The organism is bacterium (assembly GCA_037131655.1).
Taxonomy (GTDB): Bacteria; Armatimonadota; Fimbriimonadia; order Fimbriimonadales; family JBAXQP01; genus JBAXQP01.
The window spans coordinates 1-13,012 of the sequence record JBAXQP010000044.1 but is presented as its reverse complement, the minus strand read 5'-3'; the positions used below and the strand labels follow the sequence as shown (position 1 = coordinate 13,012).

General features: G+C 49.3%; 9 protein-coding genes. 8 read left to right on the top strand and 1 reads right to left on the bottom strand.

The features are described from left to right. The 8 genes from WCO51_03620 to WCO51_03585 form a co-directional block, all read left to right on the top strand. A partial coding sequence (locus tag WCO51_03620; GenBank protein ID MEI6512345.1) for an AIR synthase related protein occupies positions 1–1,097 on the top strand: 1,097 nt, incomplete at its 5' end. Beyond that, a complete protein-coding gene (purF, locus tag WCO51_03615; GenBank protein MEI6512344.1) occupies positions 1,064–2,539 on the top strand; it encodes an amidophosphoribosyltransferase in 1,476 nt (491 codons plus the stop codon). The genes WCO51_03620 and purF, both read left to right, overlap by 34 nt. Positions 2,540–2,683: 144 nt before the next feature. Beyond that, positions 2,684–3,718 (top strand): phosphoribosylformylglycinamidine cyclo-ligase, encoded by a 1,035-nt coding sequence (gene purM / locus WCO51_03610; GenBank protein MEI6512343.1) that lies wholly within the window; start codon positions 2,684–2,686, stop codon positions 3,716–3,718. Positions 3,719–4,121: 403 nt separating this feature from the next. Further along, the gene (locus WCO51_03605; protein ID MEI6512342.1) at positions 4,122–4,688 is read left to right on the top strand and encodes a peroxiredoxin; all 567 of its coding nucleotides are present in this window, start codon (positions 4,122–4,124) and stop codon (positions 4,686–4,688) included. A 225-nt stretch (positions 4,689–4,913) separates the two neighbouring features. After that, the gene (locus tag WCO51_03600) at positions 4,914–5,474 is read left to right on the top strand and encodes a hypothetical protein (protein ID MEI6512341.1); all 561 of its coding nucleotides are present in this window, start codon (positions 4,914–4,916) and stop codon (positions 5,472–5,474) included. A 234-nt stretch (positions 5,475–5,708) separates the two neighbouring features. Next, a complete protein-coding gene (locus WCO51_03595; protein ID MEI6512340.1) occupies positions 5,709–8,303 on the top strand; it encodes a GH116 family glycosyl-hydrolase in 2,595 nt (864 codons plus the stop codon). 75 nt (positions 8,304–8,378) lie between these two features. Then, on the top strand, positions 8,379–10,970 hold the full coding sequence (locus WCO51_03590; GenBank protein ID MEI6512339.1) for a GH116 family glycosyl-hydrolase: 2,592 nt from the start codon (positions 8,379–8,381) through the stop codon (positions 10,968–10,970). A 201-nt stretch (positions 10,971–11,171) separates the two neighbouring features. Beyond that, positions 11,172–12,332: a glycosyltransferase gene (locus WCO51_03585; protein ID MEI6512338.1), complete on the top strand. Its 1,161-nt coding sequence runs from the start codon at positions 11,172–11,174 to the stop codon at positions 12,330–12,332. A 53-nt stretch (positions 12,333–12,385) separates the two neighbouring features. Here WCO51_03585 and WCO51_03580 read toward each other — a convergent pair. Next, on the bottom strand, positions 12,386–13,012 hold a 627-nt coding region (locus WCO51_03580; GenBank protein ID MEI6512337.1), incomplete at its 5' end, for an isocitrate/isopropylmalate family dehydrogenase.

Below are 13,012 nucleotides of genomic sequence, written 5' to 3'. Positions count from 1 at the left end.
AAATTCTCGACAGCACTTCGGTTGGTTCTAAGAGCTGGGTCTATCAGCAATACGACCATATGGTGCAAACGCAGACGGTTGTGCCTCCTGGTAAAGGGGATGCAGCGGTGCTTCGAATTCGAGGCACGAAGACCAAGGGGATCGCCCTCAAAATCGACTGCAATGCGCGGTATTGCTATCTCGATCCATTCGTGGGCGCGCAGATTGCGGTTGCAGAGACCGCTCGTAACTTGGCTTGCGTTGGCGCAACTCCAAAAGCGGTGACCGACTGCCTTAACTTCGGCAATCCGCAAAAGCCGCATGTTTTCTGGCAATTCAAAAGAGCGGTCGAGGGGTTAGCGTCCGCTTGTGAGTTCTTCGATACACCGGTTATTTCCGGTAACGTAAGTTTTTATAATGAGACCGACCAGGGCGAGGTGTTTCCGACGCCCAGCATCGGCATGTTGGGACTGCTTGACGATGTGTCAAAGCATGTCGGCGCGGGGTTCCCTGATGAGGCGAATGTGTCCATCTGGCTTGTGCAACCTCAGCAAATTAAAGATCCGCATGAAGGATTGGGTGGAAGTGAATATCTTGCGGCTGTTCATGGCCTTGAAACCGGACAACCGCCCTCACTCGATATGGAAGCCGAGAAGGCTGTTCAAAGCTGTGTTATTCAAGCCATCCAAAAAGGACTCCTTCGCAGCGCTCATGATTGCAGTGATGGCGGATTTGCTGTAGCGATGGCGGAATGTTGTTTGATTGGCGGAGTTGGTGCAACCGTATCCGATGGTCAGTCTATGATCTGGATTGAACAGACGACGAAATCAGGGACGCATTATTCTCGACCGTTTGCACCTGGACAAGAGTGGGCAAAACGACAGGATGCGGCATTATTCGGAGAGGTTCAATCGCGAATTCTCGTAACAGTAAAAGAAGGCCCGGACGTTGATGCCTTTGAAACGCTGGCGATAGAGGCCGGTGTTGAGCCAGTAAAGATTGGTATGGTCGGTGGAGACCGGCTTACGATTTACTCAGGATCGAAGCGAGTGCTCTCGCTAAATCTGGAGGAGATGAATCAGCGATGGGCTCAAACCATCGAAAGCAAGATGAGCTAAGCCGGGATATTATGCCGGAGATTGAAGCCGGCATGGACCATCCCAAGGAAGAATGCGGCATCTTCGGGGTATTCGGACCTCTTGAAGATGTTGCACGCTTAACTTTTTTCGGACTTTTTGCGCTTCAGCACCGCGGGCAAGAAAGCGCCGGCATTGCTGTATCTGACGGTACGGTTGTGCGCATGCATAAGGAAATGGGGCTTGTCAGTCAGGTATTTGACGAGCATATCCTTTCCGAACTCCCCGGTTACATTGCAATCGGCCACACTCGTTACTCCACAACCGGTTCAAGTATGCTCCGCAACGCCCAACCTATTACTTGTTCCTCACAAGTTGGCGATATCGCCGTTGCGCATAACGGCAACCTTGTGAATGCTCAACAAGTGCGCCGCGAGTTAGAGGACGAAGGCATTGTCTTCGATACCACCAACGACAGTGAAGTAATAGCGCGCCTTATTGCTACACATCCGGGGAATATTATCGAAGCTGTTCGGGCGATGATGAGGCGAGTTCAGGGCGCCTATTCGCTCGCCATTCTTACACCTACTCAACTAATCGGAGTACGCGATCCCTACGGCGTTCGGCCTTTATGCCTTGCAACTCTGAATGGCTACCATGTAATTGCTTCAGAGACATGTGCTTTAGGTCCGGTTGGAGCCGTTTTCGATCGCGAAATTGAGCCGGGTGAAATTGCGGTTATTGACGAGAACGGGGCGAATACTTATATCGGTGTTCCAAAGGAGCGCGAAGCATTGTGTATGTTCGAATACATCTACTTTGCCCGCCCTGATAGCCGAATGCATGGACAACTTTTGCATCAAACCCGCCGAAGAATGGGCAGAAAACTGGCCGAAGAGCATCCCGCGCCATCGGCGGATTTGGTCATTCCAGTACCCGATAGCGGTTTCCCCGCTGCGCTTGGGTTTGCGGAGATTTCAGGCATCCCATTTGGCGAGGGAATGGTCAAAAGCCGTTACATTCACCGCACCTTCATTCAACCAGACCAGCGAATGCGTGAGTTGGGCGTTCGGATGAAGCTATCAGCCCTTAAAGAGGTTTTGGAAGGTAAAAGCATAGTGATTGTGGACGATTCAATTGTTCGCGCCACTACCACTCGACAGCTCGTTAAGTTGCTAAAAGACGCTGGAGCGACCGAGGTGCATGTTCGCATAACGGCGCCGCCCATCCAATATCCCTGCTTCTATGGCATCGATATGGCCACCCAACGCGAGCTAATCGCCGCTCAGTGTACAGTCGAAGAAATTCGCAACCACATCGGCGCTACCAGTTTGGGATATTTAAGTGTTGATGGGCTAATAGAAGCCGTAGGCGAGCCAAAAAGCCGTTTCTGCCTCGCCTGCTTCACTGGTGAATATCCCATCCGTGTCCCTGACGATGTTAAACTGACAAAGACCCTATTAGAAATGGCGGAAATGAAGTAGGGGCGAAGCGTGAAATCTGTCTGAATGGTTTTGGATGAGGTTGCTTCGGCACTTGCATCCTCGCAATGACACGGTAAGAGAAAGCTTCTGCAGAGCAGCTTTCTGCACCCTATGAAAAACAGTTATTAAGATTGGAAATAGACAATGAATAATCCCATGACTTACAAAGCGGCAGGTGTGGATATTGATGAGGCGAACCTAGCGGTCGGTCGGATGCGCGATGTTATTCGCAGCACCTATACTCCGGCAGTGCTGAGTGATGTTGGGGCCTTCGGCGGGCTGTTCAAGGCCACATTTGAAGGCTATAATGACCCCGTTTTGGTTAGCAGCATCGATGGCGTCGGCACAAAAACAAAGATCGCACAGGTTATGGCTCGTTACGATACCATCGGCCGTGATTTAGTGAACCACAGCATTAACGATATTTTGGTTCAGGGAGCAAGGCCTCTCTTCTTCCTCGACTACTTCGGAACTGGCCAGCTTGATGCCACCATCGCATCTCAGATTGTTACCAGCATCGCCGAAGCTTGTAAAGAATCTGGGTGTGTGCTGCTTGGGGGAGAGACGGCGCAGATGCCCGATGTCTATCACGGCGCTGATTTTGATCTTGTAGGAACCATTGTCGGTATCGTTGACCGAGAAAAGATGCTGCCAACGACTCAGGTGATGCCCGGATGTGCTGTTATAGGGATTGCCTCTTCAGGATTACATACCAACGGGTATACCTTGGCAAGGCGGGTACTTTTTGATATGGCGAAACTCAACCCTGGCTCTTATGTGCCGGAATTGAACTCAACGGTCGGCGATGTGCTGATGGCGGTGCACCGTTCCTACGCTCCGGATATTTTGCCGCTATTGGACGAATTCCCAATCGCAGCGTTGGCTCACATCACTGGCGGAGGGTTTTACGATAATATTCCGCGTGTTATCCCATCAGACTGCCGAGTAGCAATCGAGCGCCGAAGCTGGGAAGTGCCGCCAATTTATCGCCTTATCCAGGAAAGCGGCCAGGTTCCTGACTACGATATGTTCCACACCTTCAATATGGGCATCGGAATGGTATTGATCTGCGGGCGTGATATTGCTGCGACTGTTGTCGAGCGCCTCAACGCTCAAGTCACCCAAGCCGCCATCATCGGCGAAGTCTCCCGCGGCGCCCACGACGTTCAGTTGGTGTAAAGAGTTCCGATACTTAAGACATCGTGGGATGTTGGTCGGATGAGCTTGAATTTGCGATTCAGGCTTTCTTGCTTCCTCAAAACTTCGCCATTTCGTTTCCTCCGCCTATTCCTCTTTCACAGTTCCTATAACTTGTCAAACTGCATTACGGGCAAGACAAATCACAGTAATCAAAAAGAACTGGGCTTACCGCAACAAAGTATAAGATAGCAAGTTTGCCGTATATACAATTCTCCTTGTTCGAACGACGTACAAAAAATTATATTTATCTTTGCTAAATTTATTATGAAAAAACTGCTGGATTGGCTTACAGGCATGGTATTATATTAGCCAAGCTACACAATAATGAGCTTAAGATACGTATAATATAACATAAGCTAATTTCAGGAAGGAGCCGTTAAACATGGCATTAGAATCGAGTATAAAAGTCGGCAAATGTGCGCCGAATTTCACTATGACTTCAACTAAAGGCGCGACCAGTCCGTTGGATTTAGGGCAACCTATTTCCCTGGAAGATTACAGCGGAAAATGGCTGGTTTTGTTCTTTTACCCGTTGGATTTCACTTTTGTGTGCCCGACGGAGATTTTGTCCTTTTCGGATAGCTATGGCCATTTTGTCGACCTCAATACGGAAGTTTTGGGCGTGTCGGTCGATAGTATTTATAGTCATTGGGCTTGGGTTAATACCCCTATCGAAGAGAACGGTATTAAAGGACTTCGATATCCTTTGGCAAGTGATATCACAAAAGAAGTTGCCCGAAGCTATGGAGTGTTAATCGAAGAGGAAGGGATCGCTCTGCGCGGCTTGTTTATTATCGATCCGCAAGGGGTGCTTCAATATGTTCAAGTAACGAATTTGAATGTAGGCAGGAGCGTTGGCGAAACCCTACGGATATTAGAGGCGCTTCAAACGGGTGGATTATGCCCAGCAGACTGGCGGCCTGGTCAAGATTTGTTAAAGATTAAGTAAAAATCTTAATCAGATAAGCTCACTGTTTTCCTCATAAAGTTCCTAGTTCCCTCGATAGCTTAACTGCTGCCGAGGGAACTAGCTACTCCTTTGCACCTTCAAATTCTCCAGAGGAGATTACATTTCTGATTGTTAATACAGCACAGGATGTGCCAAACTCGCTAGGGTGAAAAAAAGTAGCAGGAATCTAGTAGATTCACCAGTATTTCCCTAAGGAGTTTGACCATGAGCCAAGACCAATCAAACCCATCAAGCCCTGTTCCGCAGAAACGACGCTCCAGTGTTGTATCGTTTCTCATGTCCGGCAGCACTATCATTGTCGCAGTCCTTTTAATCTTCTTTGGATTCTCACTCTTTAGAATATATTTCACGTCAGAAGGCCGCGCTTTAAGAAGTAATCAGACTAAAGTCGAAGCGGCAATGGTAACACTCAAGAAATGTGCTCTCCAGTTGCAGGTAGTAAATACTGCGATCATCGCTTATCAGGCAGAGCATAAAAACGCTTATCCGAAAGACCTAAAGGAACTCACACCTAAATACTTGAAAGATTTGAAGCAGCTCCATTGTCCCGCTGATACCAGGCCTGTGGATTTGATCAGTTACACCTACACTGCGCCAAACCCAACAGATGGTCCTGAGACAACGTTTATCACTTGCACCTATCATCAGCTTAACCTATCGGGCGAGGAAGTGAGCTTGGTTTTAATGGTTCGTAAGAACGGAGAGGTTTGGCAACGAACCGTGCGGCAGGCCGATACGAAAATCCCGCCAAGCGATCTTAAATAAAGGGTTGTCTGGAGATCGAATTCAACAAACGCTTCAATGCGGGTCATATGGCTTTACTATTTCTGCGCCACACTCATTATAAATAACCGTCCTCGATATATTCTTTCCAATTTTGGAAGCCGCTTTCAGTCTTTGTATTGAGCTTTGCTCCAAAATAATTCCACTTCGCAGTACTCGCTACGGTTGCCTCTGCTATAATTTCACAAGCTGTGCCTTGTTAAGATAGGAGTTATTATGAGCAACCAATGGAAGACCGTTAAAGAAATTCCCTTCACGCCTGAAGAGTTGTTGGATAGGCGTGGGCGTTATAGTTACACGGGAGAGAAATTAGACCAGGTGGCGTTTCCGCTGGGAGGCATCGGCACGGGATGTGTCAGCTTCTCCGGCCGTGGTTCGCTGATGGATTGGGAGCTTTTCAATAAACCCAATATCGGCTTTATCCCTCGATATAGTTTTATATCGCTTTGGGCTAAGCCAACAGGACAAGAGCCGGTTTTTCGTGTGCTGGAAGGGCGATTGCTTCCGCCTTACACCGGACACCTGCATGAAAGACCGACGATGTGGGTCAGCCACGGTTCGGGACCATCACAACCGTTAGCTTCGGGGCTTCCGCGCATGGAGAAGTGCAAGTTCACTGGCCGTTTCCCTTTCGCGCAGGTTGATTTGTCTGATAAAGAACTCCCGATTACGGCCACGATTGAGGCTTGGAGCCCGTTCATACCCGGCAATGACCGCGAATCTTCTATGCCGGTTGCTATTTTAAAAGTGACTCTTAAGAATACAAGCGATAAGACGGTCGAGGCGGCGCTTGGCGCAAATGTTCAGAATTTGGCCGGTTATCCTGATATAGGCGGCGGCGTTAATGATTTAGTGCGTGAGAAAAACATGGATGCGCTGGCGATGTCGACCGTCAAGCATGCTCCTGATGCGGCGCAGTTTGGAACGATGGCGTTGGCCACTACCGAGAAATTGACTTCCTGGCAGCGCAATTGGGCTCCGGATGACATCAGTGATTTCATGGTGCTCCAGCATTTTGCCGATACGTTTGCTGCAAATGGCGCTTTTGATCTCGATCCTAATGTCAAAGCTCCACCGGTAGAACCTACTGATATACCCAACCGTTTGGTGGGTTCGATTGGCGTCAAGTTCACCCTCAAACCCGGCGAGAAACGAACGGTTCCAATTATTCTGGCATGGCACTTCCCAAACTACCCAACTTGCGAGGGGCCTAAAGGTACTTGGCCGAATTATTATGCCACCCAATGGACGGACGCTACTGACGTTGCCCGTTATGTAGTTAATAACATGAAGCGGTTGGAAGCTGAAACGCGCAAGTTCCAAAAGACACTTTTCTCCTCAACCCTCCCGGGCGTGGTAATGGAAGCGATTTCAAGCCAGCTTTCTATACTACGTTCACCGACGATGGTGCGATTTACCAACGGTACGCTTTGGGGATACGAAGGTTGCTGCGCTGTCGAAGGTTGCTGTAATGGAACCTGTAATCACGTTTGGAATTATCAACAGACGATTCCCTATCTCTTCCCCAAGCTCCAGCGCTCGATAATCGAGAATTTTTTAAACTACGGTATGAATAAAGTCGGCTGTGTTCAGTACCGCATGCCGCTCGTTCAGGAAACGCAGCCTACCGGCTATGAAGGCGCGGTTGATGGGCAGATGGGGCAGGTGTGTTGGGTCTATCGCGAGTGGCAGACCTACGGCGATGAGAATTGGATGAAGGATATGTGGCCGAAGGTCAAAAAGGCTCTCGAATATGCTTGGGTTGATTGGGATCCGGACAAGGATGGCTTAATGACCGGGGCTCGCCTCAACACACTTGACCTTCACTTTAATTCACCCGAAACCATGTGCGGAAGTCTTTATCAGGCTGCGCTTTTGGCCGGCGAGAAAATGGCGCTTCATATGGGCGATGTGGAAGCGGCGCAAGAGTATCGCAAGGTCTTTGAATCAGGCAAGAAACTTAGTGATGAGAAACTATTTAACGGTGAATATTATCACCAGATGCTTCCCGCGGATGGCGACTATCAGCTTGGGATCGGCTGCATCTCGGAGCAGGTTCACGGCCAGCTTTATTCACGCATGTTAGACTTCGAAGATATTTATAGCCGCGAAAACCTGCATAAAGCGATGGCATCGCTGTTCAAATATAACTATTGCGATGACTTCTCGGGCCGTATTAACGCCAATCGTGTTTATGCGATCAACAACGAGCGCGGAATTCTCATCGCTGATTGGCCTAAGGGCGGTAAGCCTGTCCATCCGCTGCTCTATTGCGACGAGACTCAGATTGGCTATGAATATCAGGTTGCGGGCAATCTGCTCTATGAAGGCTATCTACTTGAAGGTTTGACGGTGTTTAAGTCCATTCGTGACCGATTCGACGGCAAGAAGCGCAACCCGTATAACGAGTTCGAGTGCGGCAACCACTATGTACGCTCGATGGGCAACTATTCGGCCCTTTTGGCGTTGTCAGGCTATCGCTATTCTGCCGTAGAGAAGCTGCTTAAGCTAACCCCACAAATAAATGCCGATGACTTCCGTGTCTTTTTCGGCGCTGACTCAGGTTGGGGCGCAGTTGCTCAGAAGATAGCTGGCGGCAAGCAAACGGTTACTATTGAAGTTCAGCAAGGCAAACTAGCGGTCGGCAAGTTCTTGCTAAAAACCGACAAGGCCTACAAGACCGCCACGGTTAAAGTTGGAGCTACATCCGTCAAAGCTAAACCTTGCCCTGCCGACGGGTTGACTTTGGTTGAGTTAGAAAAGACTGTTGAGGCAACACCCAGCATGAAGGTTGTTGTGGAATTAGGGTAACCCTCACCCCTTCTCGCGAATCCCCTCTCCCACGCTGCGGGAGAGGGGATAGCTTTTATTAGGAGTACAACTAAATTGAACCAAAAGACTATAAAAGAAATCCCCTATACCGCTAAACAACTGCTTGATAAGAAGGGGCGATTTACTTATCGGGGCGAGTATTTGAAGGAGATTGCGTTCCCTTTGGGGGGGATTGGGTCGGGGTGTGTTAGTTTTTCAGGGTTGGGGGCTTTGGTGGATTGGGAAATATTCAACAAGCCAAATAAAGGGTATCGGCCTCGGTATAGTTTTCTCTCTCTTTGGGCAAAGCCTCAAGGGGAAGAGCGGGTCTTTCGGGTACTGGAAGGCCGGTTACTACCCCCTTATAACGAGCCGCTTGGGTCAAAGCCTTGGATCGAGAATGCGGGGCCTGGATTTGGGCCGCTTCAGGCGCATGCAAGTGGGTTGCCGCGATGGGAGAAATGCACTTTTACCGGACGCTTCCCGTTTGCTCAGGTCGAATTGGCGGACAAAGAAGTTCCTGTTACCGCCACAATCGAAGCGTGGAGCCCGTTTATACCGGGGAATGATCATGATTCCTCTTTGCCGGTTGCCGTTTTGAATGTGACCCTTAAAAACATTAGCAATAAGAGCGTTGAGGCGGCGCTTGGGGCTAATTTGCAGAATTTATGCGGCTTTCCCGAAATTGGCGGGGCGATTAATAACCTAGTTCACGAGACCAATATGGACGCGTTAGCGATGTCGAGCGTCAAGCATACGCCCGATTCTCCTTGTTTTGGCACGATGACGTTGGCGACTTCTGAAAAGTTGACTTCCTGGCAGCAGCACTGGGGCAACGGATCGGACATGATTAATGACTTCATGACCTTGCAGCACTTCGTTGATACCTTTGCCGCAACGGGCGATTTCAATCTCAATCCCAACGATAAACCTAGCCCTGCTGAGCCTCATGACCATTTGAATGCGATGGTTGGATCGATTGGCATCAAAGTAACCCTCAAGCCCGGAGAACAGCGAACAATCCCGTTGGTTTTGGCATGGCACTTCCCGAACATGCAAACCTGGAAAGGTTATGTTTGGAAAAACTATTATGCCACCCAGTGGGAAGATGCGACCGATGTGGCGAGTTATGTCATTAACAATATGAAGCGGTTGGAAGGGGAGACGCGCAAGTTCCAAAAGGCGTTATTTGCCTCAACGCTACCCGGTGTTGTAATGGAATCGATCTCGACCCAGCTTGCAATTTTGAGAACGCCGACCGTTGTCAGGTTCCCAAACGGCACGCTTTGGGGATGGGAAGGTTGCAATGCGAGCGAAGGATGCTGCAGCGGAACCTGCAACCATGTTTGGAATTATCAGCAGGCGATACCTTATCTGTTTCCAAAGCTACAGCGTTCGATTATCGAGAACTTTTGGCATAACGGCATGCGCGAGGATGGCTGTGTTCAATACCGAATGCCGATGAAGCAGGAGACGCGGCCTGATGATTTCGAGCCGGCGGCTGACGGGCAAAGTGGGCAGATTTGTTGGGTCTATCGAGAGTGGCAAACCTTGGGGGATGACGAATGGCTCAAGATGATGTGGCCAGCCACCAAAAAGGCGATGGGTTACATTATCAGTCAGTGGGATGCCGACAAAGACGGTCTCATGCACGGCCCAAGGCTTAACACACTCGATTTGCATTTGAATTCACCCGATACCCTTTGCGGCAGTCTCTACCAATCGGCTTTATTGGCGGCAGAGAAGATGGCGCAGCATATGGGTGATACGAAAACGGCGAAAGAGTACCGCGCGATTTTCGAATCGGGCAAAAAGCTAACGGATGCGGAGCTTTTTAATGGTGAATACTACCATCAGAAACTGCCTCTAGAAGGAAATCTCCAGCTTGGCCTTGGCTGCACGTCTGAGCAGGTTCACGGCCAACTCTATTCGCGCATGTTCGATTTAGAAGATATTTATGGCCGCGAGAACATCCATACTGCCCTGGGTTCGCTTTTTAAGTACAACTTCGTGGACAGCAGCGCGAGGCGAATGAATGTACACCGGGTGTATTCTGTAAACGATGAAGCCGGCATCCTCATCGCGACCTGGCCAAAGGGTGGTCGGCCAAAGTTTCCGCTGCTCTATTGTCACGAGACCATGACCGGATTTGAATATCAAGTTGCTGGGAACTTGTTATATGAAGGCTATCTGCTCGAGGGCTTGACGGTATTCAAAGCCATTCGCGACCGCTTCGACGGCAAGAAGCGCAATCCCTATAACGAGTTCGAATGCGGCAATCACTATGCCCGATCCATGGCCAATTATTCCGGCCTCTTGGCGCTGGCCGGTTTCCGCTATTCGGCCGTTGAGAAGTTATTAAAGCTCGTCCCACAAGTCTATGCCGATAACTTCCGCACCTTCTTCGGCGTCGATTCAGGTTGGGGAACCGTTGCTCAGAAGGTAGTTAACGGCAAGCAGACGATAAAGATTGAAGTCCAGCATGGCAAACTGGCGGTTGGCATGTTGCTGTTGAAGACTGAAAAATTGTCAAAGACTGTCAAAGCCAAGGTAGGAAACATCCCTGTCAATGCCAAACTCACCCAGGTTGATGGCTTGACCAGGGTTGAGTTGGAGAAGGTTGTCGAAGCGACACCTACTAAGTCGGTTATTGTTGAATTGGGGTAGCCCTCACCCCTTCTCGCGAAGGCCCTCTCCCACGCTGCGGGAGAGGGCGAGATTATATGCTCCAAACAGAATCCGGGTCTTGCTTCGTGCTTCTTGTTTCATGCTTCGATCCCTTCTCCCCTCTCACTTTTTACTTTAAGTTCTCAAGTCAGGGCTTTGGAAAGCCGATACTTCTATTATAAAGGCGGAGGTGGCGGTGGTTTGAAGCGAGTTGCTCAAGTTAAAAGGTTTTGGATTAATGGAACGGAAACATGGCTTGATTGCCAAATGCAGAATCTAACGAATTTCACTCCCTTAGTGTATGCTGAGACGATTAGCCCGAATTTCTGTAAGACCAATTATCCAGTGAATATGCCTCCTATCAAACCGAGAGGATTTGAGAAGGTTTTTAAAGCCATTAAACAGATGCCACCTAGCTTGACCACTTTCTTTGCCCGGCAAATTACCTTTGATGGCGCCCGCTTGATTCATGCTCATTTTGGAACGGATGCTCGCTACTTTCTCGGCGTTGCCAAACGTACAGGACTTCCACTTGTCGTTACATTTCATGGACACGATGCATATCGCTTTCCGAATACACTGGGCGGATTGGCTAAGTATTATTATCGAAAGCTGTGGGAGCAGGCCAGCATGGTTTTGACTATCTCTGATCACATGCGCCACACGCTTATGGAGTTGGGATGTCCCGAAGAGAAATTGAAAGTATTAAAGGTTGGAGTTAATCTTGAACTCTTTGAATTCAGCCCGCCAAAGCCTGAAGAAACTCTTCGTTTTGTTTGTGTTGCAGGATTTAGACCCAAGAAAGGGCTTCATCGGTTAATTGAAGCCTTTCAGCTTGTTAAGCAGGAAAAGAATAATGCTGAATTAGTGCTTATTGGGGACGGTCCTCTTCGCGAAAAGTGCGAAAAGCTTGCATCTGAACTCGGTGTTGCCGAAAGCATCACTTTCACTGGACATGTACCATTAACTGAGGTCGCTATGCTCCTCAAGTGCGCTCATATCTACGTTCAGCCATCTGTAACGGCTCCAAATGGGGATAAAGAAGGCATTCCTGTAACTTTGATGGAAGCTCTGGCTCGCGGAGTTCCGTGTATTGCCACCCAGCATTCAGGTATTCCAGAACTAATCGAGGATGGGGTTTCAGGTTGTCTTGTGCCTGAAAATGATGTCGGTGCGCTGGCTCAGGCTATGATTGGACTGGCTGATCACCCTGAACGATGGCAGTCAATGGGTGAAGCCGGCCGCATGCGCGTTGAGATGGAACACAATCTGATGAAGCAGACCGAAAAGCTGGAAGCCATTTATAATGAAATCGTGCTTCCACTGGAAAGAAGTGTTGCTATCGAGACCTTTGCGGCTTAGAGAAAGATTTTTCAGCCTGGCGAATGAATTCGCCAGGCACACCTAGCCTCGGCTTAGCTATAGCTTCGAATTTTGACAGAGATCGCTTCGGCCATCTCTTGAGTGCCGACTGCGGTTGGATCTTCACGGGAAGGCTTGAGATCGTAGGTAACGTCTTTACCCTCCGCTATCACTTCTGAAACTCCACGCTCGACTTTATCGGCAGCTTCTTTTTCGCCTAAATGCTCAAGCATGAGGGTTGCGGACAAAATGAGGGCTGTGGGGTTGACCTTATTCATCCCCGCATAACGTGGCGCAGAACCATGGACTGCTTCAAAAAGTGCAGTATCCGGCCCGAAGTTCGCGCCGGGAGCCACTCCTAACCCGCCGATTAAGCCTGCACATAAGTCAGAAAGAATATCTCCATAGAGGTTCGGCAGGCATAGCACATCGTGTGAATCAGGGCGAATGACGAGCTGCATGCAGATGGCATCGATCAGGCGCTCATCGTATTCAATCTTATCTGTATAATCCTTGGCCACCTCACGCGCGACCTCGAAGAACAATCCATCGGTGTACTTCATGATATTCGCCTTGGAGATTACGGTCACTTTCTTACGCTTGTTTTTAACGGCGTAATCGAAGGCGAATTTAACGATCTGGCGGGTGCCTTCTTCGGAGATGGGTTTAATCGAAATGGC